28 protein-coding genes are annotated in these 26182 nt (G+C 64.3%); 19 read left to right on the top strand and 9 right to left on the bottom strand.

Going from position 1 to position 26182, the window contains the following annotated elements; all coding sequences use genetic code 11:
• Window positions 1-19: 19 nt before the first annotated feature.
• Together RY1_RS03410 and RY1_RS03400 are read left to right on the top strand one after the other, a co-directional pair.
• Window positions 20-643, top strand: coding sequence for a TIGR03085 family metal-binding protein (locus tag RY1_RS03410; RefSeq protein WP_072802045.1), 624 nt, complete (start codon window positions 20-22; stop codon window positions 641-643).
• Between the two features lie 92 nt (window positions 644-735).
• A complete protein-coding gene (locus tag RY1_RS03400) occupies window positions 736-3405 on the top strand; it encodes an FtsK/SpoIIIE family DNA translocase (RefSeq protein WP_174565309.1) in 2670 nt (889 codons plus the stop codon).
• A 68-nt stretch (window positions 3406-3473) separates the two neighbouring features.
• Here the strand turns inward: RY1_RS03400 and RY1_RS03395 are convergent, their stop codons facing one another.
• Both RY1_RS03395 and RY1_RS03390 read right to left on the bottom strand, forming a co-directional pair.
• Window positions 3474-3755 carry a YciI family protein gene (locus RY1_RS03395; protein WP_072802043.1) on the bottom strand — a complete coding sequence of 94 codons (282 nt, stop codon included), beginning with the start codon at window positions 3753-3755 and terminating at the stop codon, window positions 3474-3476.
• A gap of 51 nt (window positions 3756-3806) precedes the next feature.
• Entirely contained in the window at window positions 3807-4391 is a 585-nt protein-coding gene (locus RY1_RS03390) for an amino-acid N-acetyltransferase (protein WP_371829436.1), read from the bottom strand.
• A 116-nt stretch (window positions 4392-4507) separates the two neighbouring features.
• Between RY1_RS03390 and pgsA the strand changes: the two genes are divergently transcribed.
• The 6 genes from pgsA (at window position 4508) to RY1_RS30045 (ending at window position 8297) form a co-directional block, all read left to right on the top strand.
• Complete coding sequence (gene pgsA, locus RY1_RS03385) at window positions 4508-5131, top strand: CDP-diacylglycerol--glycerol-3-phosphate 3-phosphatidyltransferase (RefSeq protein ID WP_072802042.1); 624 nt, start codon at window positions 4508-4510, stop codon at window positions 5129-5131.
• The gene (locus tag RY1_RS03380) at window positions 5128-5628 is read left to right on the top strand and encodes a CinA family protein (protein WP_072802041.1); all 501 of its coding nucleotides are present in this window, start codon (window positions 5128-5130) and stop codon (window positions 5626-5628) included. Before pgsA ends, RY1_RS03380 begins: the two co-directional genes overlap by 4 nt.
• A gap of 97 nt (window positions 5629-5725) precedes the next feature.
• The gene (locus RY1_RS03375) at window positions 5726-6067 is read left to right on the top strand and encodes a helix-turn-helix domain-containing protein (RefSeq protein WP_072802040.1); all 342 of its coding nucleotides are present in this window, start codon (window positions 5726-5728) and stop codon (window positions 6065-6067) included.
• 237 nt (window positions 6068-6304) lie between these two features.
• Window positions 6305-7120 (top strand): PspA/IM30 family protein, encoded by an 816-nt coding sequence (locus RY1_RS03370; RefSeq protein WP_072802039.1) that lies wholly within the window; start codon window positions 6305-6307, stop codon window positions 7118-7120.
• A 62-nt stretch (window positions 7121-7182) separates the two neighbouring features.
• Complete coding sequence (gene pspM / locus RY1_RS03365) at window positions 7183-7974, top strand: phage shock envelope stress response protein PspM (RefSeq protein WP_174565308.1); 792 nt, start codon at window positions 7183-7185, stop codon at window positions 7972-7974.
• A gap of 149 nt (window positions 7975-8123) precedes the next feature.
• Window positions 8124-8297 (top strand): hypothetical protein, encoded by a 174-nt coding sequence (locus tag RY1_RS30045; RefSeq protein WP_169914549.1) that lies wholly within the window; start codon window positions 8124-8126, stop codon window positions 8295-8297.
• On the opposite strand, the gene RY1_RS03360 is transcribed toward RY1_RS30045, so the two are convergent.
• Together RY1_RS03360 and RY1_RS03355 are read right to left on the bottom strand one after the other, a co-directional pair.
• The gene (locus tag RY1_RS03360) at window positions 8284-9195 is read right to left on the bottom strand and encodes a diacylglycerol kinase (protein WP_072802038.1); all 912 of its coding nucleotides are present in this window, start codon (window positions 9193-9195) and stop codon (window positions 8284-8286) included. The genes RY1_RS30045 and RY1_RS03360 overlap by 14 nt on opposite strands.
• Window positions 9192-10775 carry an FAD-binding oxidoreductase gene (locus tag RY1_RS03355; RefSeq protein ID WP_072802037.1) on the bottom strand — a complete coding sequence of 528 codons (1584 nt, stop codon included), beginning with the start codon at window positions 10773-10775 and terminating at the stop codon, window positions 9192-9194. Before RY1_RS03355 ends, RY1_RS03360 begins: the two co-directional genes overlap by 4 nt.
• Before the next feature lie 118 nt (window positions 10776-10893).
• Here RY1_RS03355 and RY1_RS03350 point away from each other — a divergent pair, with 118 nt between their 5' ends.
• From RY1_RS03350 to RY1_RS03325, 6 genes are all read left to right on the top strand, one after another.
• A complete protein-coding gene (locus RY1_RS03350) occupies window positions 10894-11505 on the top strand; it encodes a TetR/AcrR family transcriptional regulator (protein WP_072802036.1) in 612 nt (203 codons plus the stop codon).
• Entirely contained in the window at window positions 11505-13037 is a 1533-nt protein-coding gene (locus RY1_RS03345; RefSeq protein WP_072802035.1) for a glycerol-3-phosphate dehydrogenase/oxidase, read from the top strand. Before RY1_RS03350 ends, RY1_RS03345 begins: the two co-directional genes overlap by 1 nt.
• Window positions 13038-13067: 30 nt before the next feature.
• On the top strand, window positions 13068-14237 hold the full coding sequence (locus tag RY1_RS03340) for a glycosyltransferase (protein ID WP_174565307.1): 1170 nt from the start codon (window positions 13068-13070) through the stop codon (window positions 14235-14237).
• 3 nt (window positions 14238-14240) lie between these two features.
• On the top strand, window positions 14241-14435 hold the full coding sequence (locus RY1_RS03335) for a DUF3046 domain-containing protein (protein ID WP_072802034.1): 195 nt from the start codon (window positions 14241-14243) through the stop codon (window positions 14433-14435).
• A 189-nt stretch (window positions 14436-14624) separates the two neighbouring features.
• Entirely contained in the window at window positions 14625-15662 is a 1038-nt protein-coding gene (gene recA, locus RY1_RS03330) for a recombinase RecA (RefSeq protein ID WP_072802033.1), read from the top strand.
• Window positions 15663-15679: 17 nt separating this feature from the next.
• A complete protein-coding gene (locus RY1_RS03325; RefSeq protein ID WP_072802032.1) occupies window positions 15680-16252 on the top strand; it encodes a regulatory protein RecX in 573 nt (190 codons plus the stop codon).
• Window positions 16253-16352: 100 nt separating this feature from the next.
• Here RY1_RS03325 and RY1_RS03320 read toward each other — a convergent pair whose 3' ends face one another.
• The 4 genes from RY1_RS03320 to RY1_RS03305 form a co-directional block, all read right to left on the bottom strand.
• The gene (locus RY1_RS03320) at window positions 16353-17234 is read right to left on the bottom strand and encodes an amino acid ABC transporter permease (RefSeq protein ID WP_072802031.1); all 882 of its coding nucleotides are present in this window, start codon (window positions 17232-17234) and stop codon (window positions 16353-16355) included.
• Window positions 17234-17911, bottom strand: a complete 678-nt coding sequence (locus RY1_RS03315; RefSeq protein ID WP_072802030.1) for an amino acid ABC transporter permease — start codon at window positions 17909-17911, stop codon at window positions 17234-17236. Before RY1_RS03315 ends, RY1_RS03320 begins: the two co-directional genes overlap by 1 nt.
• A 94-nt stretch (window positions 17912-18005) precedes the next feature.
• Complete coding sequence (locus RY1_RS03310) at window positions 18006-18836, bottom strand: glutamate ABC transporter substrate-binding protein (protein ID WP_072802298.1); 831 nt, start codon at window positions 18834-18836, stop codon at window positions 18006-18008.
• Window positions 18837-18892: 56 nt separating this feature from the next.
• Window positions 18893-19621, bottom strand: a complete 729-nt coding sequence (locus tag RY1_RS03305; protein ID WP_174565325.1) for an amino acid ABC transporter ATP-binding protein — start codon at window positions 19619-19621, stop codon at window positions 18893-18895.
• A 208-nt stretch (window positions 19622-19829) separates the two neighbouring features.
• Here RY1_RS03305 and miaB point away from each other — a divergent pair, with 208 nt between their 5' ends.
• Window positions 19830-21368 carry a tRNA (N6-isopentenyl adenosine(37)-C2)-methylthiotransferase MiaB gene (miaB, locus tag RY1_RS03300; protein WP_072802028.1) on the top strand — a complete coding sequence of 513 codons (1539 nt, stop codon included), beginning with the start codon at window positions 19830-19832 and terminating at the stop codon, window positions 21366-21368.
• Window positions 21356-21970, top strand: coding sequence for an Rv2732c family membrane protein (locus RY1_RS03295; RefSeq protein ID WP_174565306.1), 615 nt, complete (start codon window positions 21356-21358; stop codon window positions 21968-21970). The genes miaB and RY1_RS03295 overlap by 13 nt, the downstream gene beginning before the upstream one ends.
• Before the next feature lie 21 nt (window positions 21971-21991).
• On the opposite strand, the gene RY1_RS03290 is transcribed toward RY1_RS03295, so the two are convergent.
• Entirely contained in the window at window positions 21992-23425 is a 1434-nt protein-coding gene (locus tag RY1_RS03290) for a DUF349 domain-containing protein (RefSeq protein WP_072802026.1), read from the bottom strand.
• A gap of 183 nt (window positions 23426-23608) precedes the next feature.
• On the opposite strand from RY1_RS03290, the gene RY1_RS03285 reads away from it, so the two are divergent.
• The 3 genes from RY1_RS03285 to dapF are packed head-to-tail and all read left to right on the top strand — an operon-like array spanning window position 23609 to window position 26148.
• Window positions 23609-24346 carry a class III extradiol ring-cleavage dioxygenase family protein gene (locus RY1_RS03285; protein WP_218019766.1) on the top strand — a complete coding sequence of 246 codons (738 nt, stop codon included), beginning with the start codon at window positions 23609-23611 and terminating at the stop codon, window positions 24344-24346.
• A complete protein-coding gene (gene miaA / locus RY1_RS03280) occupies window positions 24343-25251 on the top strand; it encodes a tRNA (adenosine(37)-N6)-dimethylallyltransferase MiaA (RefSeq protein WP_174565305.1) in 909 nt (302 codons plus the stop codon). Before RY1_RS03285 ends, miaA begins: the two co-directional genes overlap by 4 nt.
• Window positions 25252-25278: 27 nt before the next feature.
• Window positions 25279-26148 (top strand): diaminopimelate epimerase, encoded by an 870-nt coding sequence (dapF, locus tag RY1_RS03275; protein ID WP_072802024.1) that lies wholly within the window; start codon window positions 25279-25281, stop codon window positions 26146-26148.
• Window positions 26149-26182 lie beyond the last annotated feature (34 nt).

Here is a 26182-nt window from a genome sequence, read left to right as displayed (position 1 = left end):
GCACGTACGGTGGATCGTTGTGAGCCTCGCACAGCACGAACGCGCCGAATTGGTCCTGACGATGACTGCGGTAGGGCAGTCCGCACCGACGTTGTGCGGTGAGTGGACGGCCCGTGATCTTGCCGCGCACCTCGTAGTCCGCGATCGACGCCTCGACGCGGCCCCCGGCATTCTTCTGCCGTTCCTGGCGGGATACACCGAGCAGGTCCAGAAGCGTGTCGCGTCGCGGCCCTTCGAGGACCTGATTTCCGACATCGCCTCCGGCCCGCCGTTGTGGTCGCCGTTCAAGCTTCTCGATCCACTGGTCAATGCGGGGGAGATGTTCGTGCATCACGAGGACCTGCGGCGGGCGCATCCAGGGTGGCAACCTCGATCGCTGTCGGTGAAAATGGAGAACACGCTGTGGTCGGCGGCAGGATTGGTGGGCCGTCTCGCGTACCGCGCATCGCCGGTCGGAGTGACACTCCGTACCTCCGACGGACGCACGGTGACGGTCAAGAAGGGCCGCGGACGAGAGGTCGTGTTGGTGGGCAAGCCGTCGGAATTGCTGTTGTACGTATTCGGCCGCAGCGAGGTCGCTGTCGATTTCCAGGGCGAGCAGGGTGATATCGACGTGGTTCGAGCTCTGGATCGGAGCTTCTGAGCTGCGTGTGACGTGCGGTCCGAGCAACTCGGGACGTCTGTTACTCGTGTTGCGGATGGTTTTGAAGGTGCCCTTGCGACTAGCCTAGGGGCATGGCAGGAAAGACCAGCACCCGAAGCTCGAGCGCCGGCGATTCGACGACATCGCGTGCTTCGGGGGGATCACGAAAGCCTTCCGGGGGACGCACCGCACGGACGGTGACGACTCCACGGAAGCCCACTGCTCCTCGAAAGTCGACCGGTCCGCGCGGGGGAGCCACGTCACGGACCCCGGCGGCACGTCGGCCTGCGAAGAAGAAGAACGGCACCGGGGTGCTGTCGGCTGTCGGTCGTGGCGTCTCGTCCACGTGGTCGATGGCCGCGAAGGGCGTCGGTGCCACCACTCGCACCGTCAGCAAGGCAAAGGACATCGAGCACGGTCACCGACGCGATGGAATCGCGCTCGGTCTGATCGCCGTCAGTGTCATCGTGGCGGCGGCCGTGTGGTTCAGCGCGGGCGGGCCGATCGGCGAGTCGATCGAGATCGCCGTACGTGCGGTAGTCGGTAACGCCGGTTACGTCCTACCCGTTCTGGGTGTCGCCGTCGCTGTGATCATGATGCGATCGGAGCCCAATCCCGACATCCGTCCGCGGTTGGTGCTTGGATCGATCCTGCTGGCTCTTCCGGTTCTCGGTCTGTGGCACATGGCTGCTGGATCGCCCACAGGCACCGATGGGCGCTCGAAAGGTGGCGGATTCGTCGGCTACGTCGCCGGCGGTCCCATCGCAGACGGGCTGACCGTGTGGCTCGCCGTCCCGCTTCTGCTGCTCGCCGGCCTTTTCGGGGTTCTGCTGCTGACCGGCACGACCGTGCGGGACGTGCCGGATCGGCTGCGGTCGCTGTTCGGGACTGACAGCAGGGGAGACGAGTACGGCGACTACGACCCCGCCGACTACGGATCGGACTTCGCCGACGACGGATACGGCGGTTACGACGAAGGCGGATTCGACGGGTACCCGGTCGACGCATCCGGCTCGGGAGGCTCGTACGACTCGGGTCGGTCCGCAGGGCACTCTCCCGCCGACAACTACCCGACCGAGGAATACGTTCCCGTCAAGAAGTCGCGTGCCCGCAGGACGCCTCCGGTGGAGGCTCCGACGGAGGTCATTGCTCCCGAAGCGGAAGCGCCGGCGCCGGCGGCAGTGACACCGCCGCGCCCCAAGCCGAAGCCCATCGTCAAGGCGACGGAACCGCAGCCTTCGGCCGAAGAAGACAAGATCGTGGTCGACCGTGTTGTCGATGGGGACTACACGCTCCCGTCGTTGTCGCTTCTGATCGAGGGCGATCCACCCAAGACGCGCAGCCAGGCGAACGACACGATGATCGAAGCCATCTCCGAGGTACTCGAGCAGTTCAAGATCGACGCCGCGGTCACGGGCTTCACTCGCGGACCGACCGTCACGCGGTACGAGGTCGAACTCGGCCCGGGCGTCAAGGTCGAGAAGATCACCGCTCTCGCGCGCAACATCGCCTATGCCGTCGCCACGGACAATGTGCGTCTGCTCGCGCCGATCCCCGGCAAGTCCGCAGTCGGTATCGAGGTGCCGAACTCGGACAGGGAGATGGTGCGCCTGGCCGACGTGCTGACCGCGCCGTCGACGCGTAAGGACCACCATCCGTTGGTGATCGGGCTCGGAAAGGACATCGAAGGAAATTTCCAGAGCGCGAACTTGGCGAAGATGCCCCACCTCCTGGTGGCGGGTTCGACGGGTTCCGGTAAGTCGAGTTTCGTCAACTCGATGCTGGTCTCGTTGCTCGCACGTGCGACTCCGGACGAGGTCCGGATGATTCTCATCGACCCGAAGATGGTCGAGTTGACGCCGTACGAAGGTATTCCGCACCTCATCACCCCGATCATCACGCAGCCGAAGAAGGCAGCGGCAGCGCTGGCGTGGCTGGTCGAGGAGATGGAACAGCGGTACCAGGACATGCAGATGAACAAGGTCCGCCACATCGACGACTTCAACAAGAAGGTGCGATCCGGCGAGATCACGGCCCCGCTCGGCAGCGAGCGCGTCTACCGCCCGTACCCGTACATTCTCGCTATCGTCGACGAGCTCGCCGACCTCATGATGACCGCTCCCAGGGACGTCGAGGACGCCATCGTCCGTATCACCCAGAAGGCTCGTGCGGCCGGCATCCACCTCGTGCTCGCCACGCAGCGGCCGTCGGTAGACGTGGTGACCGGTCTGATCAAGACCAACGTGCCGTCGAGGCTCGCGTTCGCGACGTCGTCGCTGACCGACTCCAGGGTCATCCTCGATCAGCCGGGCGCCGAGAAGCTCATCGGCATGGGCGACGCGCTGTTCCTCCCGATGGGGGCGGGCAAGCCGACGCGTCTGCAGGGAGCGTTCATCACCGACGAGGAGATATCGGCCATAGTCGACTTCGCCAAGAATCAGGCGGAGCCCGAGTACAACGAGACGGTCACCGCGGCCAAGGCGTCGGACAAGAAGGACGTCGACCCGGATATCGGCGACGATCTGGACGTGCTGCTTCAGGCTGTCGAACTGGTTGTGACCAGTCAGTTCGGCTCGACATCGATGCTCCAGCGGAAGCTGCGCGTCGGATTCGCGAAAGCGGGCAGGTTGATGGATCTGATGGAGAACCGAGGCGTCGTGGGTCCGAGCGAGGGCTCGAAGGCCCGCGAGGTGCTGGTGAAGCCGGACGAGCTGGATGGATTGCTGTGGTCGATCAAGGGAGGCGACCCCGACGAGGAGTGATGCACTGCCCGCTCGTGCGTGCGTACTGACGTCGGACGTCACTACGCACGCACGGTCTGTGTAGTCGACTAGGCGAAGGCACCCATGACCGGATTCCACTCGGTGATCACCGAGGCCTCGATCAGGTTCTCCAGCGCGAACGGATCCTGTGCGAACAGTTCCTGGACCGACTCGCGGTCGGTGCCGTCGACGATGATCAACGCGCCGCTACCGTCGGTGTACGGGCCGCTGCTCAGAAGAATCTTCTTCTCCAGCAGGCTTGCGAGCCATGCGCGGTGATCGGCACGGTGGGTGTCGCGACCGTCGGTGGTGCTGGGCGAGTACGTGTAGACAACGGAGAACAGTGCCATGGAAAGTGTTTCCTCTTTTCGGGCCGTACGAGCAGGAGTGTCTCGATCCTGTCAGAGCGAGAGCAGCATTCGGGTATTGCCGAGCGTGTTGGGTTTGACGTAGCTCAGATCGAGGAATTCCGCGACGCCGGTGTCGTAGGACCGGCACATCTCGGCGTACACCTCGGCCGTCACCGGGGTGCCCTCGATCTCGGCGAACCCGTGTCTGGCGAAGAAGTCGACCTCGAAGGTCAGCACGAACAGTTTCTGCAGCGCAAGATCACGCGCGACGTGAACGAGCTTGTCGACGATGAGGTGGCCCGCCCCGTGTCCTTTCGCCGACGGATCGACGGCAACGGTGCGAACCTCGCCGAGATCGGCCCACAGCACGTGAAGAGCTCCGCAACCTATGACGCGTTCCGCCCGTTCCGCCACCCAGAATTCCTGCACGGCCTCGTAGAGAGTCACCAGGTTCTTCTCCAGCAGGATCTTGCCTGCGTAGATGTCGATCAGCCGCTTGATCTCGGGAATGTCCGAGGTGCGCGCACGTCGGACGAGCACTTCGTCACCGTTGCGTCGGTGATCATGGTCGTCGTGTGCTGGTTCCGGAGCCTCGTCGATGTGCTGTCGACTCGCCCGGTTCGGCGCAGAAGTCATGTGGTGAACAGTAGTCAACACGGCAACGGATATTCTTTCCGTGTGTCCGTCACCGAAGTGGTTCCCTTGCGGCAAGGACTTCGTTGTGCGGCGAGCACGTTCGGAGACGGGGCCGCATGAGCGAACCCGTCACTCCAGGCTCGCAGTTGCCGCACTGCAACTCCGCAACAGGAAGTTCCGACTCCGTTCCGATCGTCAACATCGCAAACATCCTCACGGTCCTGCGTATCGCGCTGGTGCCCGTGTTCCTGGTGGTGCTCTTCGTCGACGACGGACACGACACCGCGTGGCGGATCGGCGCGACGATCGTGTTCGCGGTAGCCGCGATCACCGACCGCATCGACGGGCAGTTGGCTCGCAAGTACGGACTTGTCACCGATTTCGGAAAGATGGCCGACCCGATCGCCGACAAGGCTCTGATCGGCGCCGCGCTCGTCGGGTTGTCGATACTCGGTGACCTTCCATGGTGGGTCACGATCGTCATCGCGGTCCGTGAGATCGGTATCACGCTGGTGCGATTCGCCGTGATCAGACACGGAGTCATTCCGGCGGGCCGCGGAGGCAAGGTCAAGACGCTCGTGCAGAGTTTCGCGATCGGGATGTACCTCTTTCCGCTTCCCGACGAAGTCCGTTTCGCATCCGTCGGATTGATGGGGCTTGCTGTTTTCCTGACCGTGTACACCGGCCTCGACTATCTCGTCCAAGCGGTTCGGCTCAGGCGTGGAGTGTTGTCGTCGTGACCGACCCTTTGGTCGACGGCACGGACGTCGGTCGTCTCGTACGAGTGCTGACCGAACGTGGACAGACCGTTGCGACGGCGGAATCCCTGACCGCTGGGCTCCTCGCCGCGACTCTGGCGGGCGTTCCCGGCGCCAGCGCGGTGTTGCGCGGTGGCCTCGTCGTCTACGCGACCGATCTGAAGGCCTCGCTGGCAGGGGTGAACGCCGATGTGCTCGACGCGGACGGGCCGGTCGCCGCGAGTACCGCGACGGGCCTGGCCGAGGGGGCCAGGGTGCGTTGCGGAGCCGATTGGGGTGTCGGGCTGACCGGCGTCGCGGGACCGGACAGTCAGGACGGACACGCTGTCGGCACCGTGTTCGTCGGCATTGCGGGTCCAAGCGGTACCGAGGTGAACGAGCTGCGACTGTCAGGTGACCGTTGGAGCATTCGACGGGATACAGTCCGTGAAGCCGTGTCGGAGCTCCTCCGACGCGTGCTCGTGCATACCAACGTATAAGGTCGGGAACCAATCGAACCCTGCTCTGCGTTGTAGCTCAAGATGGTCGAAGTAGCGAAACGAACACCAGGGATGATTTCGAACGAGGAGGAGCGAGATGGCGCTGCTATTGCGTGAAGCACTCGGCGACAGTCTGCGGCGCACTCGCGTTGCGCAGAGTCGCACATTGCGAGAGGTCTCCAACACCGCACGCGTCAGCCTCGGATATCTGTCCGAGGTCGAGCGTGGCCGCAAGGAAGCATCGAGCGAACTTCTTGCAGCTATCTGCGAGGCGTTGGCGGTTCCACTGTCCGATGTGATGAGCGACGTCAGCGTCTGCCTGTCGGAATCGACGGCGGCCGAGAAGAGGTCGCACGACGCCACCGAGCAGTCCCCTCGTATCGCGGGAGATACCCGGGTGGTCATTCCGGCCCCCACCCGCGCGCTCGCCGCGGCGTGACGGAACTTCAGCCTGACAGGACTTCGGTCTGACAGGACTTCGGCCTGACAGGACTTCGGTCTGACAGGACTTCGGTCTGACAGGAGATCGGCGATACTGTGAAGCATGCAGTTCGCACGGCAGAGAGACTCGACCAGTATTCTCGTGGCACGGGCAGGTTCATCGATGGTCACTGCACACGTCAGCTGACCCACTACGCGTCCAACGCGGCGCTACAGATGGAGGCAGGATCAACCCATGGCTAATCCTTTCGTCAAGGCCTGGAAGTACATGATGGCGCTCTTCAATTCCAAGATCGACGAGAAGGCCGACCCCAAGGTTCAGATTCAGCAGGCGATCGAGGATGCGCAGCGTCAGCATCAGGCGCTCTCTCAGCAGGCTGCCTCGGTGATCGGCAACCAGCGTCAGTTGGAGATGAAGTTGAGTCGCCAGCTCGACGAAGTCGAGAAGCTCAATGCCAACGCGCGTCAGGCCGTCACGCTCGCCGACCAGGCTGCAACGGCCGGTGACACCGAGAAGGCAACGCAGTACACCAACGCGGCCGAGGCCTTCGCAGCACAGCTCGTCACCGCGGAGCAGGGTGTCGAGGATCTGAAGGTGCTGCACGATCAGTCGCTGCAGGCCGCGTCGCAGGCGAAGAAGGCCGTCGAGCAGAATGCGATGGCGCTGCAGGCCAAAGTTGCCGAGCGCACCAAGCTGCTCAGTCAGCTCGAGCAGGCGAAGATGCAGGAGAAGGTCAGCGAGTCGTTGCGGTCGATGGACAGCACCTTGTCCGCGCCGGGCAACACGCCCAGCCTCGATGCTGTCCGGGACAAGATCGAACGTCGTTACGCCGATGCTCTCGGTTCCGCCGAGCTGGCGCAGAACTCCGTGTCGGGTCGCATGATGGAGGTTCAGCAGGCATCGGTCCAGATGGCCGGTCACAGCCGCCTGGAACAGATTCGGGCATCGATGGCGGGTGATTCGTTGCCGTCCGGCAATGCGGCGTCGACGCCGAAGCCGTCGATTGCCAAGTCGCCGAACGCAACTCCCGAGCCTCCCACGCAGAACTGAGCCGGAGCAGTACGAGAACGGTGAACACTCACAACCATGGCCGACCGCACACGCGGTCGGCCATGTCCGTTTCCGAGTCCGTGTCGAGTGTGCGCGCCGCGGCCGACGGCGCGCGTCGGTTCGGCGAGTCGATGGTCGACGCGGCAGGCAGATGGAACGATCCGCGGCAGAAGCAGATTCGACGGATACGGCGTGCACGCCGACGCGGGTCCTGGCTGGGTGGAGCGTCGGGAGTGTCCACCGCGTCCACCGTTGGTCTTGCGGCGGCGTCGGCACCGGAATGGATGATGCTCGCGACGGGCGGCACCGCGATGTTGTTCGCGGTTCCGGCGGTGTTCGCAGTCGGCCGTTTCCGGCGGCTGCGGGCTCAACCGCTCCCGCCGCAACGGCCTGGCCGGACAGCGCTGCCTGCACGTACCTCCGCTGCGCACGAACCGTTGCAGCGGCTTGCGGGTGCCCAGCGGAGCCTCTACGAGTTGAGCGGCGTTCTGTCGCGCTCGGAGTCGGTGGACCCCGCTGACCTTGCCGACACGATGGAGGTCGCCGAGGGTGCCGCCGCAGCTCTGCGTGCCATGGCAGGCGATGTCGTATCGATGGAACGCGCCGCGGAGTCCAATGCGAGGGCAGCTGCCCATCTGGAGTCGGCGATCAGCGGCGCGGCACACGATCTCGAGTCCGGCGTCGATCAGTACGAGGAGTTGGTCGCTGCTGCCGCGCGCCTGACGGCGCCCGCTCGTCTGCCGATGAGTTCGGTCGATGTGCGTCGAGCCGAGTTGACCTCGGCTACCGATCGGCTGGAGGGTTGGGCGACCGCGTTGGCCGAGTTGGCCGAGATCCGCCGCCGCCACTCCTGAAGACCCGCCGCTACTCCTGAAGTCCCGCCGCTACTCCGCACAGACCCTCAGGGTGTTCCCCCATCTTTCCCTGAATTCGTTGCCGACCTGGTGGTTTCGCGTCTCGATCGTGCCAGGATCGAGTGAGACACGAGGAAGGGAATGAAAATATGTTCTGGAAGATTCTGGGGATCATCGTCCTGGTATGGATTGCGTTCGCGGTGCTCGGGGCTGTGATCAAGGGCCTGTTCTGGGTGGCCGTCGCCGCGGCGATCGTGCTTGGCCTCTACTGGCTCGTCAAAGCGATCACGTCGGGAGAGAACCGCGATCTCACGAAGCTGTAGTGGTTCCGTCCGAGGAGAACCGGTCGCCGACGAGGACGTTCACCGCTCGGGGAACGGCTTCGAGGTGCACCGGAAGCACACGGAATCTCTCGCCGTCGGCATAGGCGGCCACGCCGGGCGCGGACAGGGTCACCCGACGAGATCGGTAGGTGTCCACCTCCGGCAACAGCACGTGCGTCCCCTTGTAGAGCGTCGGCGACAGTCGGACCAGCCGAGTCCTGGAGCAGGCACGCACGACGGTGACGTCGAGCAGACCGTCGTCGACGCGTGCGGTGGGGCAGATGGCCATTCCGCCGCCGTAGGTGCGTCCGTTGCCGACGGTCACGAGCGTGGCATCCAATTCCAGTGTGCGGTCGTCGAGTTCGATGGAATAGGTGATCGGGTGTAGACGGGCCAGCTCGAGCAGCATGGCCAGGTTGTATCGCAACGGGCCGCGTGGCCACCGAAGTCGATTGGCGCGCTCGGTGACGAGGCTGTCGAAACCGCTGGAGAGGACCGTGGCGAACCATCGGTTGTCCGCGCGGCCCAGATCCATCGTCCGTCGTCGGTCGTCCACGACGATGTCCGCGGCCGCGACGGGGCTGTCGAGCGGAACGCCGAGTGCCCTGGCAAGGTCGTTGCCCGTTCCTGCCGGCACGACTGCAAGTGCAGTGGCGGTGGTCGCGACGGCTTGCAGCGCGAGATTGACCATGCCGTCGCCGCCGACGACGACCAGCGTGCCCGTTCCCGAACCGACGACCCGCTTGGTTGCGTCGAGAGCTTCTCCAGGGGTTCGACTCTCGATGGAATTGACCTCGAGTCCTCGTTCCCTCATTCGCTCCGTCGCTGCGGCGGCGATACTCGGCGCGCGGCCACTGCCCGCGGTGGGGTTGGTCAGTACCGTCACCGAACGAGTCATGGGATCAGCTTGCCAGGATTGAGTACTCCTGCGGGATCGACCGCCGATTTGATGGCCCGTAGTACCGCTGCGCCCACGGGACCGATCTCCTGCACCATCCAGTCGCGGTGATCGCGGCCCACCGCATGGTGATGCGTCAGCGTAGCTCCGGCGGCGATCATCGCATCGGTTGCCGCAGCTTTCGCATCTCGCCATTGGGTGATCGGGTCCGCGGCGGCAGCGCACACCACCGTGAAGTACAGGGATGCACCCGTCTCGTACACGTGGGAGATATGGCACAGAACGACCGGGGGAGTCCCTGCGCCGCGAAGTGATTCGGTGAGCGCCGACGTCACCGCAGAACGGACGTGCGTCAACCGACTCCAGTTCGTCGCTGTTTCCAGAGTCTCGGCCAATGCGCCGACGTCGAGCAGCGCGTCGCGTAGATACGGACCGTCGAAACGTCCGTGTTCCCACGCGCGGGCCGCAGCCTCGTCGACCGGGTGCGCGCCTCCGTGCACCAGAATCGATTCCGCAACCGACATTCGTGCCGCCACGTCCTCGGCTGAGCCGTCGAATGTCGTGATGGCCAGACATCCTCCGTGCGAGGCGTCCACCACCGACGATTCCGACATCGCGGCGTTGATTCCGGTCTCGGTCTCGTCCGACAGTCTCATCACTGTCGGGCGGGACGAGACTGCGGCCAGGACGCGGAATGCCTCTGCACCTGCCGCGAAGTCGTCGAACCTCCAGGCGCGGTACGTGGTGGTCTCCGGGAGCTCGCGGGCTCGGACGGTGACGTCGGTGACGATCCCGAGGGTGCCCTCGGAGCCGAGGAACACCTGGCGGATGTCGGGGCCTGCAGCGGAGGCGGGGGCCGTGCGGCCCGGCTCGACGGTCCCGATGGGAGTGACCACCGTCAGCGCCTGGACCATGTCGTCGAATCTCCCGTAACCGGCCGAAGCCTGGCCGGAGGACCGCGTGGCCGCGAATCCGCCGATCGTGGCGTACTGGAACGACTGAGGGAAATGACCGAGGGTGAGACCGTGACGACCCAGCATTTCCTCGGCCTCGGGCCCGGTGACGCCTGCTTGGAACGTCGCCGTCCGAGACACGGTGTCGAGATCTGTCATCCCACGCATCCGGCGCAGGCTCACTGCGATCACGTCGTCGAACCACTCGCGTACGGGATCGAGGCCGCCGACGACGCTGGTGCCTCCACCGAACGGCACCACTGCGATCGAGTTGTCGCTGCAGAAGGCCAACAAGGACTCGATATCGGTGCGACCGGCCGGGAACACGACGGCGTCCGGGGCTTGGTGAACTTCGTCGTTTCGGCGTCGAAGCAAGTCGATGGTGCTCTTGCCACCCAGGTGAAGGATGCGCACCGCATCGTCGGTCGTCACGTGATCGACGCCGACGATGGTTGCGAGCGCCTGGATGCTGTCCCCGGTCAGAGTGCTCGGCCGTAGGCGAACGTCGTGTTCGGACTTCGGCGGTTCGTCCTGAGCGGTGATGCCCAAGATCGATCGGAGGACCGAGCGGGTGTGTGCGGTCAAGGGTCGCCGATTCTCCTGAGATCCCCACGCGTCCCATGCCATCATCGACGGACGCGCTGCGGGCAACTCCACCGGAGTATGTTCAGGCATGATCTATAGTGTTACACAACATAGTTGTTTGTAACTCGGATGTTCGTAAAGTTGTGAACGGGGTGTACTGGTGGCAGAGCCGTCCGTCGTCGAGGACGTCACTTCTACTTCCGCGGCGTCGCAATCGGTCGATGACCAGGTTCTCGACGCTGCGAGATCATGCATCCTCGAATATGGCGTCCGCCGAACGACACTGGCGGAGATCGCGCGCCGCGCCAAGGTCTCTCGCCCCACTGTCTATCGGCGGTGGGCCGACACGCGGGCGGTGGTATCGAGTCTTCTCACCCGCGAAATCGGCTCCGTCATGCCGTCGTTCGATCAAGATGCTTCTGCGCGGGAGCAGATCTCGTCGGCAGTATCGGTGGTCGCCGACGGCATTCGACTTCACCCGCTGTTCGTCAAGATACTTCGTTCCGACCCCGACATCCTGGCGACGTACATCCTGCATCGGCTCGGTACGAGTCAGTCTCTCATCATCGACGCACTTGTCCCGATAATCGAACGGGGTCAACGTGATTCGTCCATTCGTGACGGTGTGCCGGTGCATGTGGCCACGGTCCTGCTGCTGATGGTTCAATCGGCGGTGCAATCCGCGGAGATGGTGAGCAGCAGAATTTCGGGGGACGATCTGGTCGCAGAACTCGTCTACGCCGTCGATGTGTATCTGAGACCCCGGCTCTAGTGGATGTGTCAGCGAGTTCGGCGCTGAACGGCGACCGCCGTCGGCGTGAACTCGGCGCACTGTTCGACGGCGAGACAGTGGACGTCCTCGTTGTCGGTGGAGGAATAACCGGTACGGGAATCGCGCTGGACGCAGCATCGCGCGGGCTGCGGGTGGCATTGGTCGAGAAGCACGACCTCGCTTTCGGAACGAGTAGGTGGAGCTCCAAGCTCGTCCACGGAGGGCTTCGCTATCTCGCTTCGGGGAATGTTGCGATCGCGCACGAGAGCGCCGTCGAGCGCGGAATCCTGATGACTCGGACTGCGCCGCATCTGGTGAAACCGCTCCCGCAGGTCGTTCCACTCGTTCGCGGCATGCCGCGTTCGAACAGTGCGCTCGTGCGCGCCGGATTCCTCGCCGGTGACGCACTTCGGCGTGCGACGGGTACGCCGTCGTCGGTGCTCCCGAACTCACGGACGATCGATCCTGCCGCCGTGATCTCCGAAGCTCCCACCGTGCGCAGGGCCGGGCTGCGCGGAGGACTGATGGCCTGGGACGGGCAACTCGTCGACGACGCGCGGCTCGTGGTCGCGGTAGCCAGGACTGCCGCGTTGTACGGCGCGAAGATTCTGACCGGAGTATCGGTGTCGAAGGCGGACCGCACCTCGGCGACCCTCACCGACGTCGTCACGGGCTCCACCACCGACGTTCGAGCACGTGTGGTGATCAATGCAGCAGGAGTCTGGGCAGGTGAGGTCGATCCACGCATCACTCTGCGTCCCAGTCGAGGCACTCATCTCGTCTTCGACGCATCGACGTTCGGTGGCCTGAGTTGCTCGCTCACCATTCCGATTCCGGGAGAACGTAATCGGTTCGTGTTCGCGCTGCCGGCGCCGCTGGGGCGCGTATATGTCGGACTTACCGACGAAGCTGCCGACGGCCCGATTCCCGATGTACCGCGGGCAACGGACCCCGAGATCGAGTTCTTGCTCGATGTTCTCGGCACCGCGGTCGATCCGGCGCCTACGCTGTCCGATGTCGTCGGGGCCTTCGCCGGACTCCGGCCGCTTCTCGATTCGGGCAGCGGCGTGACCGCCGACGTCTCCCGTCGTCACGCCGTTCTCGACGACGGAACCGGACCGATCGGGGTCGTCGGCGGCAAGCTCACGACGTATCGGCGAATGGCACAGGACGCCGTCGACACCGCGGTCGCGGCGACGGGACAAGTCGCGGGCCCGTGCATAACGGCGTCGATTCCGCTCGTCGGCGCGTTACCGCCCGGGTTTGCGGTCTCTGCGTCCTCGACGCTCGCCCGTCGGTACGGGTCGGAGGCAGCGTTGGTGGTCGCGCTCGCCGACGGGATGCCGAACGGTCTCGCGCCGATCGGCGATGGAATCGATGTATGCCCGGCCGAGTTCGAGTTCTCGGTGCGGTACGAAGGCGCACGCTCGGTAGCCGATCTACTCGACCGGCGCACTCGAATCGGACTGGTCGAATCGGACCGTGAGCGAGCGGTGGACGCCGCGACGCGAATTCTCACCGCGCAGCCATAGCATCGCTCGGTCATGTGGCACGCTGGGCGCGTGCGAGTAGCGGTGGTGGCGGGGCCGGATCCAGGGCATGCGTTTCCGGCGATCGCGTTGTGCCTGAGATTCCTTGCAGCAGGAGACGAAGCGGTGCTGTTCACCGGCAGGCGATGGATCGACGCCGGGCGACGCGTGGGAATCGACACGCGGCTGCTCAAGGGGCTCGCACCTCGACCGCAGGACGACGACATGGACGCGGGCCAGCGTATCCACTCGCGCGCGGCGTTCATCTCCACCGAACTCTTCCCCGACCTGGACGAGGTGGGCGCCGATCTGGTGGTGTCCGACATCCTGACTGCAGGTGGAGGCCTTGCCGCGGAGCGGCTCGGGATCACGTGGGTCGAACTGTCGCCACACCCGTTGTATGCGCCGTCGAAAGGGCTGCCTCCCATCGGAAGCGGTCTCGCACCAGGGGTCGGCGTGCGAGGCAGACTGCGGGACACGCTGATGCGCAAGGCCACCGGGCGATCCATCGCCCAGGGCAAGGCCCAACGTGGAGTAGCCAGGCGAAGCGTCGGGCTGCCATCCGAGGACCCCGGCCCCGCCGCGCGTCTGATCGCCACGATTCCCGCGCTCGAGGTACCGCGACCGGATTGGCCGTCCGAAGCGCACATCGTCGGACCGCTCCTGTGGGAGCCGACCACCTCCACACTCGAGGTTCCGCCAGGTTCCGATCCGATCGTGATGGTGGCGCCGTCGACAGCATTCACCGGCGCACAGGGGATGCTCGAAGCAACGGTGGAGGGGCTCGCAGGACACGGGGTTCGGGTTGTCGCATCCATGCTCGACGACCCGCCTGCCGATCTGCCGAGCTGGGTGCGGGCAGGTCTCGGTCGCCAGGACGACCTGCTGCGCCAGGCCGATGCCGTCGTCTGCGGAGGCGGGCACGGTCTGCTGGCGAAGTCGCTCATCCACGGTGTTCCCGTCGTCGCGATCCCCGGCGGCGGAGATCAGTGGGAGTTGGCCAACCGAGCGGCCAGGCAAGGCAGCGCGCTGATCGTCCGTCCGCCGAGCGCCGACGCGATCGGCGACGCCGTACAGCGTGTGCTGGGTGATTCGACATTCGAGCGTGCAGCAGGCGAGGCCGCCGCCGGCGCAGGCGACGTCGAAGACCCGGTGGCGGTGTGCCGCCGCGTGCTCGGCCGATCCGAAATCGGTTACGGTTGAGGTGTGCGCCTGACCGAGTTTCGTGAGTTGTTGTCGGAAGAATTCGGGCAGATGCGAGGAGATTCGATCCTCGTAGACCACGTCATTCACAGCTTGAACGGGCAGACCGGTGCCGAGGCCATCGAAGCCGGAGTCGATCCGCGCGATGTCTGGCGTGCGCTGTGCAGCGAATTCGACGTTCCCCGCACGCGGTGGTGAAAAACTTCGGCGTGTCGCCTGGCCGCTGCGCGCAATCGAACAGGTGTTCCCCTATGCTTGTGTCATTCGGTTGTACAACGGTCTGACGTAAGCGTGGAGCCCGCGGAACGACCGAAGAGCGGTTCTTGTCGGTACCTCGCTCTACCGTTACCGCCAACACGCTGAATCAGACCAAACAAGGAGATCACGATGCCTGCATACGATCGCGACAAAGCGCTCGATCTCGCCCTCTCGCAGATCGACAAGAACTTCGGCAAGGGATCGGTGATGCGCCTCGGTGACGAGGTTCGTCAGCCGATCGCTGTCATCCCGACCGGCTCGATCGCACTGGACATCGCACTCGGCATCGGTGGGTTGCCGCGTGGACGCGTCGTCGAGATCTACGGCCCTGAGTCCTCGGGTAAGACGACCGTTGCACTCCACGCTGTCGCCAACGCACAGCGCAACGGTGGAATCGCCGCGTTCATCGACGCAGAGCACGCTCTCGATCCCGACTACGCGGCAAAGCTCGGAGTCGACACCGACGCACTGTTGGTCTCGCAGCCGGACACCGGTGAGCAGGCGCTGGAGATCGCAGACATGCTGATCCGTTCCGGCGCACTCGACATCCTGGTCATCGACTCGGTGGCAGCGCTCGTTCCGCGTGCCGAGATCGAGGGCGAGATGGGTGACAGCCACGTCGGTCTGCAGGCTCGTCTGATGAGCCAGGCGCTGCGCAAGATGACCGGTGCTCTCAGCAACTCGGGCACCACCGCGATCTTCATCAACCAGCTGCGCGAGAAGATCGGCGTCATGTTCGGATCCCCGGAGACCACCACCGGTGGTAAGGCGCTGAAGTTCTACTCCTCGGTTCGCCTCGACGTCCGTCGTATCGAGACCTTGAAAGACGGAACCGAAGCGGTCGGTAACCGTACTCGCGTCAAGGTCGTCAAGAACAAGGTTGCTCCGCCGTTCAAGCAGGCCGAGTTCGACATCCTGTACGGCAAGGGCATCAGCCGTGAGGGCTCGCTGATCGACATGGGTGTCGAGCACGGCTTCATCCGCAAGTCCGGATCGTGGTTCACCTACGAAGGCGATCAGCTGGGACAGGGCAAGGAGAACGCCCGTAAGTTCATGCTGGAGAACCCGGATATCCGTGACGAGATCGAAAAGAAGATCATGGAGAAGCTGCAGATCGGTGCCGACGTGACGGCGACCGACGACAAGGCAGCCCCGGTCGAGTTCTGATCGGTAGGTAGGCCGCTGTGGATCAGCGAAAAGTTCCAGAAGGCGGTGGCACCGAATCGCAGGCGAAGGATGTCTGCCTTCGGCTGCTGACCGACCGTGCGCGTAGCCGCCACGAACTCGAGACGAGTCTGAGCAAGAAGGGCTTCTCTTCCGAGGTGGCCGACGCCGTTCTTGCTCGTCTCGAAGCTGCGAAGCTGGTCGACGATGCAGCCTTCGCCGAGCAATGGGTGCATTCGCGACACACGTACTCGGGCAAAGGCAAACAGGCACTCAGCCGCGAGCTGCGGACCAAGGGCGTCAGCAACGAGGTCGCGCTCGGCGCGCTGGATCAGATCGACGCCGACGACGAACGCGCACGCGCCACCGAGTTGGTTCGAAAGAAGTGCCGCACACTGACTCTTCGGCCTCCTGATGACCCCGATGCCCGCGCAGACCGAGACCGAGCAGTCCGCAAGCTCGTCGGAATGCTCGCAAGGCGCGGATATCCGCAGGGTATGGCGTTCGGAGTGGTGAACGCAGAGCTGGACCGGCTCGGCGTCGAGCAGTTCGAAGCAGACACCGAAGATTTCGACGGTGATCGATTCGGGTGATCGTCCACCCTGATCGAGTGCATGTCGATACGAAACGAGGCCCGTAACACCGATGGTGTTGCGGGCCTCGTCTCTTTCGGTCCTGCCGTACCGACCGAACTCAGGCAGCGCCCGCCGGACCGCCACCGAAGTCCTGTGCAGGAACGACGGTACCGCCGGTCTTTTTCTTCTTCTGGCGCATTCGACCTTCGACCACCGTCGCGAGCTTGGTCAGCAGCGAGTTGATGATGATCATGATGATCGCGACTATGACGAGCGACGGCAGGTAGTTGCCGTAGAACGCACCGACCTGTTGGCCGGCGCGCACGACTTCCACGTACCCGATGACGTAGCCGAGCGCGGAGTCCTTCAACGCCACGACCATCTGCGAGATGATCGCCGGGAGCATTGCGGTCACTGCCTGCGGCAGAAGCACGATGCGCATGACCTGGCCCTTGCGCATTCCGAGCGCCGATGCCGCCTCGGTCTGCCCCTTCGGTAATGAATTGACGCCTGCTCGAACGATTTCCGCGATGACCGATCCGTTGTACAACGTCAGTCCGGTCACCACCGCGGCCAACGCCAGATACTTGACCTTGAAGACCTCGTATTCGGCGTAGACCGCGTACAGGAAGATCATCAGGATCAGTACAGGTACGGCACGGAAGAGTTCCACGAAAATTCCGCTGACGATCCGGACCGAGCGGTGATCGGACAATCTGCCGATTCCGAGGACAGCCCCGAGAATCAAGGCGAACACGATGGACAATGCGGCAGCGATCAAGGTGCCCTTGATGCCGGGCAGCAGATAGGTCGTCCACGTGGTCGAGGTGACGAAAGGCTCCCACTTCGCCGATGTCAGCTGGCCTTTGGAATCGAGAGCCAGATAGATCAGGTAGGCGATCGCAAGGGACACGACGAGTACGACTCCGGACAGGATGCGGTATCGCACCTTGGCCTTGGGGCCGGGAACGTCGTAGAGAACTGCTACGGCGTTGCTCATCACTTCACCGCCAATCGCTTGCTGAGGTAGCCGAACAGAAGCCCGGTCGGAAGAGTCAGGATGACGAAGCCGAGTGCGAAGATCCCGCCGACCACGAAGATCGCGGCCTCGTTCTCGATCATCGTCTTCATCAGCAGCGACGCCTCGGCGACACCGATGACCGACGCGATGGTCGTGTTTTTCGTCAGCGCGATCAGAACGCTGCCCAGCGGTCCGATGACGGCGCGAAACGCTTGGGGGAGTACGACGATCGTGATGTTCTGGGTGAACGTCATTCCGAGTGAACGTCCTGCTTCGGCCTGTCCGACCGGGACGGTGTTGATGCCCGACCTCAGGGACTCGGCGACGAAGGACGCCGTGTAGACACTCAGACCGAGAACGGCAAGTCGGACGTTGTTGTCGACCAGGAACGTAGGCGAATTCTCCGGTGCGAGAGCGACACCCATCGTCTGGTACAGACCGAACGAGGTGAACAGGATGATCAGAGTCAGCGGTGTATTACGAAAGATGGTGATGTACACGGTGGCGATGGCTCGCGCGATCGGAATCGGTGACACGCGCATCGCGGCAATGATCGTCCCGAGAATCAGAGCGCCGATCGCGGACAGAACCGTCAGCTTGATCGTCATGATGAACGCGTCGACGAGTTGATCGCCGTACTTGCTCAGTAGGTTCAATGTAGGTGTGTCCTATCGGCTGGTGGGGCCGTCCGCGTCGGGCACATCCGGTGTCCGGCAACAACACTGGATGTGCCCGACGAAAGGCAACGCGTCAGTAGCGGTCGACTGTCGGCTCGGCAGGCAGCGGGTAGCCGGAGGCTCCCACGGTCTCGTTGAACGCAGCTTCCCATGCACCGCTCGACACCATTTCCTCGATCGCGTCGTTGATCTTGTTGCGACCGTCGGTGTCGTCCTTGGCAAGGCCGATGCCGTAGTTCTCCGTCGTGAACGGCTCGCCGACGACCTTGAGTTCACCCGGGTACTGGGCGGCGTAACCGGCGAGGATGATGTCGTCGGTGGTGACGGCGTCGACGGCACCGTTACGCAGAGCTTCGACGCAGGCGGAGTACGTGTCGAACGGCTGCAGCTGAACATCGGGGTATTTGTCCGCGATGTTCTGTGCAGGCGTGGAGCCGGTGACCGAGCACAGCTTCTTGCCTGTGAGTGAGTCGGGTCCGGTGATCTCGGTGTTGTCTTCCTTCACCAGAAGTGACTGACCTGCAACGAAATACGGGCCGGCAAATCCGACCTTCTCCTTGCGGGCGTCGGTGATCGAGTAGGTGGCGACGACGTAGTCGACCTCGCCGTTCTGGATCAGGGTCTCGCGCTGAGCCGACGGAGCTTCCTTGAACTCGATCTTGTCCGCGGGTACGCCGAGTTGATCGGCGACGTACTTGGCGACCTCGACGTCGAATCCGCTGAAGGACCCGTCCGGGTTCCGCAGCCCGAGACCGGGCTGGTCGTACTTGATTCCGACGATGAGATTGCCGTTCTCCGCGCTCGACGAGACGCTACGTGCTTCCTCGCCGCCGCCACATGCGGTTGCGACGATGGCGAGGGCCGCGATTCCGACGCCGATACGGATCGAGCGATTGATTCTCACTGGTGGTTCCTCCATGTTGGTTCGTGTGAACGGTGTGTCGAGCTGTGACGGCCGAGTCAGTGGCCGAGAATCTTGCCGAGGAAGTCTTTGGCGCGGTCCGATTCAGGCGATGTGAAGAAGGTCTCGGGATCGGTGTCCTCGACGACGGCTCCGTCCGCCATGAAGATGACCCGATCGCCCGCTTTACGCGCGAAACCCATCTCGTGGGTGACGACGAGCATCGTCATGCCTTCCTTCGCCAAGGAGGTCATGACATCGAGGACCTCGTTGACCATCTCGGGGTCCAGAGCCGAGGTCGGCTCGTCGAACAGCATCACCTTGGGGTTCATGGCGAGCGAGCGAGCGATGGCCACACGCTGCTGCTGACCGCCCGACAGCTGGGCCGGATACTTGTCGGCCTGGTTGGCGATGCCCACTCGCTCGAGCAGGGCGTCTGCGGTCTTGCGGACCTCGTCCTTCTTGAGCTTGCGCACCTTCTGCGGTGCGAGCATGACGTTCTCGAGAATCGTCTTGTGGGCAAAGAGGTTGAAGGACTGGAAGACCATTCCGACATCGGCGCGCAATGCAGCGAGCGCCTTCCCCTCGGCGGGTAGTACGGAACCGTCGACCTCGATGGATCCCGAGTCGATCGGTTCGAGGCGATTGATGGTCCGGCACAGTGTCGACTTGCCCGACCCGGACGGGCCGAGAACGATCACGACCTGCCCAGCGGGCACCTCGAGGTTGATGTCCTTCAGAACGTGCAGATCACCGAAATGCTTGTCTACCGATTTCAGGGAGATCATGGGGGGTCGATCGGCAAGGGCACCGTGAGCCGGCGCGTCGGTGGCATGCGTCATAGGGCAGAACCCTATTCGTAGTTTGCTTGCAGACAGCGCTTTTCACCCGACTATGGGAATTATGTAATGGAAACTTTACTGTCGGTCGGTATCGACCCAGGAAGCCGGACGATCCCCGGCGGGAACCCTACCTGTGGGGCCGTACCCTGGAGGGGTGGAAACGAGTCATCCGAACACCGCTCGACGTCTCGACGAATCCGTGCGCAGCTACGAGGTACGCACGCACGGGTGCCAGATGAACGTGCACGACTCCGAGCGACTCGCCGGTCTGCTCGAAGAAGCCGGTTACGTGCCCGCCGATTCCGGTGTCGATGCAGACCTCGTGGTCTTCAATACCTGCGCGGTTCGAGAGAACGCCGACAACAAGCTCTACGGCAACCTCGGTATGTTGCGCCCGGCGAAGACGCGTAATCCACGGATGCAGATCGCGGTCGGCGGGTGCCTTGCGCAGAAGGACCGCGACACCGTCGTCAAGAAGGCTCCCTGGGTCGACGTCGTATTCGGCACTCACAACATCGGATCGTTGCCCGTCCTGCTCGAACGTGCCCGGCACAACGAGGAAGCTCAGGTCGAGATTCTCGAGTCGCTCGAGGCGTTTCCGTCCACGTTGCCGGCAAAGCGTGAGTCCCCGTATGCAGGCTGGGTGTCGATTTCGGTCGGGTGCAACAACACGTGCACGTTCTGCATCGTTCCTGCGCTGCGCGGCAAAGAGATCGATCGACGACCCGAAGACATACTGGCCGAAGTGCAGGCGCTCGTCGACCAGGGCGTTCTCGAGGTCACTCTTCTGGGGCAGAACGTCAACGCATACGGCGCGTCGTTCGCCGATCCCGAGCTTCCTCGCGACCGGGGTGCGTTCGCGTCCCTGCTGAAGGCGTGCGGAAACATCGAGGGGCTCGAGCGAGTGCGGTTCACCTCACCGCACCCCGCGGAGTTCACCGACGACGTCATCGAGGTGATGGCGTCGACACCGAACATCTGCCCGACTCTGCACATGCCCCTGCAGTCCGGCTCCGACCGCATACTCAAAGCGATGCGCAGGTCCTACCGACAGACGAAGTTCCTCGGGATCATCGACAAAGTGCGCGCAGTCATGCCACATGCTGCGATCACCACCGACATCATCGTCGGATTCCCCGGTGAGACCGAGGAGGACTTCGAGCAGACACTGGAAGTGATGCGCAGGGCACGGTTCACCAATGCGTACACATTCCAGTACTCCAAGCGTCCCGGTACCCCTGCTGCGGACATGCCCGATCAAGTTCCGAAGGACATCGTTCAAGAGCGATACCTCAGGCTCATCGCTCTGCAGGAGGAGATCGTCCTCGAGGCGAACCGCGAGCTGATCGGCACCGAGGTCGAGCTTCTCGTCGCGACCGGCGAGGGCCGCAAGAATGCTGCGACGCACCGAAAGAGTGGTCGCGCCCGCGACGGCCGTCTCGTGCACTTTCGAACCGAAGAACACCACGCTCACGAAATCCGTCCGGGGGACGTCGTCACCACGACCATCAGCGCCGCCGCGCCGTATCACCTGATCGCGGACGGGGGCGTGTCGTCTCATCGACGTACCGCTGCTGGAGATGCGTACGAACGAGGCGAACTACCCAAGACGGCCCCCATCGGCGTCGGTCTGGGGCTGCCGACCATCGGCGCCCCGGCTCCGATGCCCGTATCGACAGGATGCAGCGTATGACCGACAACCGTGAAGGCCCCGATCGCAACGAAGAGGGAGCCGCACCCGATTACGACACAGCCGAGCGCCGCATCGATGCCGAGATCGACCCCGGAGTCCGGGCGGTCGTCGTCGCGGTACTGGTGTTGTTGCTGCTGATGACGCTCGCTCTGCCCCATGCCGGCGGAGCAAGCGGGTTCGACGTGTTGTCCGGGGGAGGCTCGGCCACCGCCGAGTCGATCGCGCTGCCATCGCGGATATTCGTGTGGTTCGTCGTCGTGTTCTCGGTCATCGCGTCGGTGCTCGCACTCGTGACGCGAATCTGGGCGCTGGCCTGGGTTGCGCTGGTCGGCTCTGCAGTTGCATCCGTGTTCGGAATGCTGTCGATCTGGTCGCGCCAGACGCTGCCGGTGGATCAGACGGGCGGCGGCCCCGGGATCGGCTTGATCATCGGATGGATAGTGGTGGTCGTGTTGACCTTCCACTGGCTCAAGGCCGTGTGGAACAAGACCACCGCACAGCTGGAGGCGCAGGAACGACGGCGCGCAGCGGCATCGGACGCCGAACAGAACTCGCAGTGGGCCGGACCCGTTCTCGGGCGTCCGACCGACCGCAAGCGCTGACTCGGGTTCTCTCGCGCCCGGCTACAGCTCGCCGACGGCGCCCTCTGCTGCCTCGGCCCACTCACGCCACTGCTGCGCCTGCTCTAGTGCACGCTTGGCGTCCTTCTCCTTGCCTGCGGCCTGAGCCTTGGCGGCCTGCTCCTCGAACTGTTCGACTCGCTCACGGAACTGGGCTGCACGCGCGACGGCCTCCGGGTCGGAGCGTCGCCACTGCGCGTCGACAGCATCGCGAACGGACTTCTCGATCGCTCGCAGCTTGCCTTCCAGATCGTGCATCTTCTCGCGGGGAACCTTGCCTGCGGTATCCCACTTCTCCTGCAGGTCACGTAACGCAGCACGCGCGGCGTCCAGGTCGCCCGTAGCGTCGATGTTGCCGTACTTGGCGAGAAGCTCCTCCTTGGCGACGGCGTTGGCCTCGAACTCCGCGTCGCGTTCGGACGCCGCGGCATTGCGCGCCGCGAAGAAGACATCCTGCGCGGCCTTGAAGTTCTTCCAGAGTGCGTCGTCGGCGTCCCGCGGCGCGCGTCCTGCGGCCTTCCATTCGACGAGGAGGTCGCGGAATTCGGCTGCGGTCGGGCCCCAATCCGTCGACGACGACAGCGCCTTCGCTTGTTCGACCAGCTCTTCCTTACGTGTCTTCGCTGCGCCGCGTTCGCGATCGAGGTCGGCGAAGTGTGCACCGCGTCGACGGTTGAAATTCTCGCGGGCCTTGGAATACCGTTTCCACAATGCGTCGTCGACCTTGCGGTCGACGCCCCGGATGGTCTTCCACTCGTCGAGAATCTCGCGTAGGCGATCGCCCGCGTGCTTCCACTGCGTCGATTCGCTGCCGATCTGTTCTGCCTCGGCGGCCAGCTCTTCTTTACGGGACGTGTGGGCTGCCCGTTCGAGCTCTTTCTCGTGCTTTGCGACGGCTGCGGCAGCCTCCGAGTGTTCGACGACCACCTCCAGTCGGCGGGTCAATGCATCGATGTCGCCGATGATCGCCGCGGTGGGTATGGACTCCAACAGTGCCTGCGCGGCAGTTCTGGTCTTCTTCGCGTCTCCGGCGCCTGCGGTGAGTCGTGCCTCGAGCAGTGCGACCTCAGTGGACAGGTCGTCGTAGCGGCGGCCGAAGTGTGCAAGCCCTTCGGCAGCGTCGCCTGCCTGCCATGAACCGATCTGTCGTTCGCCGTCGGCTGTCCGGACCCACGCGGTGCCGTCGTCGTCGACCCGGCCGAACTTGCTGGGGTCGCTCGGAGGGGCAACTGTGGGGGTCACGGAGGCAACGTGCGAGGAGACGGGATGGGGTTTGGCCACCCCCGAACCGCCCGGCTTGGGCCCACCGGGCCTCGGGGCTCCAGGCTTCGGCCCGCCTGGCTTCGGTGCCCCTGGCTTCGGGCCTCCAGGAGTGGGTGCGCTGCTGTCAGGGGTGCCACTGCTGCTGGGGTTGGGTGTGCCACTGGGATCGGTCATTGTTCCTCGTCTCTGCCGCGCGTCACGGCTGCCTCTATCGCGCTGTTGTGCCGATGAACACCATTCAACTCGGTGTCGACCGATCGGACCATTGAAACAGGTCATACGCCGACACGTGGCGCCGCCGCGTGATTGATGCGTCCGTGTCGAGCGGTTCGGTGATCAGCGACTAGCGTTGGAGCGGTGTTTCGCGCAGTGGCCCTTGTGCCGTCCCCGCCCCTGCTGGTTCCGCAGTTGACCGGAGGTGGGGCATCGGAGGCGGACGCGGTCCGGGCCGCCGCACTCGAAGCGGCAGCGGTGCTCGGCCGGTCTGCGAGCAGATGGATTGCACTCGGTGTCGGTGAGCGGGCACAGACCGTCGCGCCGACTACCCGCGGGAACTTTCGCGGATACGGCGTCGATGTCGAGGTCGGGTTGTCTCCCGGCTCGGACTCCGGCGCAGGCTTCGGAGATCTCGACGCGTCGATGCCGCTCGCAGCGTTGATCGCGGCGTGGCTGCGTGATCGGACGTCGACGAATGCGGTCGTCGAGGCTCGTATTCTCGCCGAGGACACTGCTCCCGACGCGTCCGAGCGCCTCGGCCGTGAACTGCGCGCGCGTATGGACGACAGTGGCGAGAACTGGGGGCTGATCGTCGTGGCCGACGGCGCGACGACCTTGACGCCGAAGGCTCCCGGATCGTTCGACGACCGTGCGCCGGGCCAACAGAACGCCATCGACGATGCACTGGGCACTGCGGACGTACACGCGCTGGCGCAACTCGATCGCGAGGTGTGCCGAGAGCTCGGAGTCGGGGGAGTGCCCGCGTGGCAGGCGTTGGCAGGCGCCGTCCACGGATTGGCCGTCGTACCGAGGACTTTGTACCGGGGCTCGCCGTTCGGTGTCGGCTACTTCGTCGGGACATGGGAGTCGGTGGCGTGAGTTCTGTCACTCCGATCGCGGTCATCGGACCGACTGCCACGGGGAAGTCGGATCTCGGACTCGATCTTGCCGAGGTGCTGGACGGCGAAATCGTCAACATCGATGCGATGCAGCAGTACCGCGGTATGGATATCGGGACAGCGAAGCTGCCGGTGCAGGAACGTCGCGGGATCGTTCACCACCGACTCGATGTACTGGAGGTCACCGAGATCGCAACGGTGGCCAACTACCAGGAAGCGGCCGTTACCGACGTGGAGGACATCGCAGCTCGCGGGAAAGTGCCGATCATCGTCGGTGGTTCGATGATGTACGTCCAGTCGCTGCTCGACGAATGGGCGTTTCCAGCTACTGATCCCGAAGTGCGTGCACGGTGGGAGCGTGTTCTCGCAGAGGGCGGGACCGATGCCGTGCACCGGGCACTGCTCGAGCGCGACCCCGAGGCGGCTGCGTCGATTCTCGCGACCGACGGTCGGCGAATGGTCCGCGCACTCGAGGTCGTGGAGATCACCGGCCTGCCGTTCGCGGCGTCCGCACCGAAGATCGGCGAGCCACGTTGGGGCACCCGAATCATCGGTGTCGACCGCGACACCGCACAGCTCGACGAGCGAATCGCCCGGCGCACCGACTCGATGTTCGACGCCGGGCTGGTCGACGAGGTGGAAGGACTCCTCGCAATCGGCCTTCGCGAGGGTGTCACCGCGGCACGGGCGATCGGGTACGCCCAGGTTCTGGACCATCTGGCCGGTGACGGTGATCTGGACCATGCGCGGGAGCGGACGTTCATCGGGACCAGACGCTACGTTCGCCGTCAGCGGTCCTGGTTCAGGCGTGACCCACGGGTGCACTGGCTCGACGGTGCCGATGCGAGGTCGACGGAGCAGGCACTGACCTGGCTGGGCGAATAGGCCCGGCACGGCCGTAGAATTCCGGTCATGCAATTCGCAAAGGGCCATGGAACGCAGAACGACTTCGTCGTGCTGTTCGATCCCGACGCGCGGATCGAACTCCTGCGCTCACGTGTCGCCGCACTGTGCGACCGGCGCCAGGGGCTCGGTGCCGACGGCGTGCTGCGCGTCGCTCGGGCGGGTGTACTGCGTGACGCGGGGGTTCTGGACCGGCTGCCCGCGGGAGTCGGACCGGAGGACTGGTTCATGGACTACCGAAACGGCGACGGCACGATCGCCGAGATGTGCGGAAACGGTGTCCGAGTGTTCGCGCACTACGTACGGGCGCACGAGTTGGAGATCGAAGATCGTTTCGTCGTGGGCTCCCGAGCCGGAGCGCGGCCCGTGACCGTGCACAAGTTCGACGCGACACGGGCAGACGTCAGCGTCGACATGGGTGACGTCCGTCTGATGGGGGCCAGTGCAGCGACTCTCGGTGGCCGCACGTACGACGGAATCGGCATCGACGTCGGAAATCCGCACCTGGCGTGTGTCGACGCATCCGCCGACATCGTCTCGCTCCGCGATCTCGATCTGTCCACGGCGCCGGTGTTGGATACCGACTTCTTCACCGAGGGTGCCAATGTCGAGATCGTCACACGTCTGCAGTTCGGCCGTGTCGACATGCGTGTGTTCGAACGCGGAGTCGGCGAGACCAGATCGTGCGGTACCGGAACAGTCGCAGCGGCAGCCGCAGCGCTGTCGTACGAAGGGCTCGACTCCGGTCAGGTCGTAGTCAGTGTCCCCGGCGGTGAGGTGACCGTGTCGATCGACGATTCCGGTGCTTCGCTGCGCGGACCGTCGGTGTTGGTGGCCGAGGGAAACATCGACGACGCGTGGTGGAAAGAGTTGAGCTGAATACTCACGTGCATGCGCTGGGCTTTTCGTGGAT

The sequence above is a fragment of the Rhodococcus yunnanensis NBRC 103083 genome (assembly GCF_001895005.1).
Classification (GTDB): domain Bacteria; phylum Actinomycetota; class Actinomycetes; order Mycobacteriales; family Mycobacteriaceae; genus Rhodococcoides; species Rhodococcoides yunnanense.
This window is presented reverse-complemented; position numbering and strand designations above follow the sequence as displayed.

Bases quoted from the DNA above. Each gene is read 5' to 3' on its own strand.
- dapF (WP_072802024.1), top strand. From the start codon at position 25,279: ATGCAATTCGCAAAGGGCCATGGAACGCAGAACGACTTCGTCGTGCTG.
- RY1_RS03400 (WP_174565309.1), top strand. From the start codon at position 736: ATGGCAGGAAAGACCAGCACCCGAAGCTCGAGCGCCGGCGATTCGACG.
- RY1_RS03320 (WP_072802031.1), bottom strand. From the start codon at position 17,234: ATGAGCAACGCCGTAGCAGTTCTCTACGACGTTCCCGGCCCCAAGGCC.
- pgsA (WP_072802042.1), top strand. From the start codon at position 4,508: ATGAGCGAACCCGTCACTCCAGGCTCGCAGTTGCCGCACTGCAACTCC.
- RY1_RS03360 (WP_072802038.1), bottom strand. From the start codon at position 9,195: ATGACTCGTTCGGTGACGGTACTGACCAACCCCACCGCGGGCAGTGGC.
- pspM (WP_174565308.1), top strand. From the start codon at position 7,183: ATGTCCGTTTCCGAGTCCGTGTCGAGTGTGCGCGCCGCGGCCGACGGC.
- recA (WP_072802033.1), top strand. From the start codon at position 14,625: ATGCCTGCATACGATCGCGACAAAGCGCTCGATCTCGCCCTCTCGCAG.
- RY1_RS03355 (WP_072802037.1), bottom strand. From the start codon at position 10,775: ATGGCATGGGACGCGTGGGGATCTCAGGAGAATCGGCGACCCTTGACC.
- RY1_RS03295 (WP_174565306.1), top strand. From the start codon at position 21,356: ATGCAGCGTATGACCGACAACCGTGAAGGCCCCGATCGCAACGAAGAG.
- RY1_RS03305 (WP_174565325.1), bottom strand. From the start codon at position 19,621: ATGATCTCCCTGAAATCGGTAGACAAGCATTTCGGTGATCTGCACGTT.
- RY1_RS03290 (WP_072802026.1), bottom strand. From the start codon at position 23,425: ATGACCGATCCCAGTGGCACACCCAACCCCAGCAGCAGTGGCACCCCT.
- RY1_RS03370 (WP_072802039.1), top strand. From the start codon at position 6,305: ATGGCTAATCCTTTCGTCAAGGCCTGGAAGTACATGATGGCGCTCTTC.
- RY1_RS03395 (WP_072802043.1), bottom strand. From the start codon at position 3,755: ATGGCACTGTTCTCCGTTGTCTACACGTACTCGCCCAGCACCACCGAC.
- RY1_RS30045 (WP_169914549.1), top strand. From the start codon at position 8,124: ATGTTCTGGAAGATTCTGGGGATCATCGTCCTGGTATGGATTGCGTTC.
- RY1_RS03390 (WP_371829436.1), bottom strand. From the start codon at position 4,391: ATGACTTCTGCGCCGAACCGGGCGAGTCGACAGCACATCGACGAGGCT.
- RY1_RS03375 (WP_072802040.1), top strand. From the start codon at position 5,726: ATGGCGCTGCTATTGCGTGAAGCACTCGGCGACAGTCTGCGGCGCACT.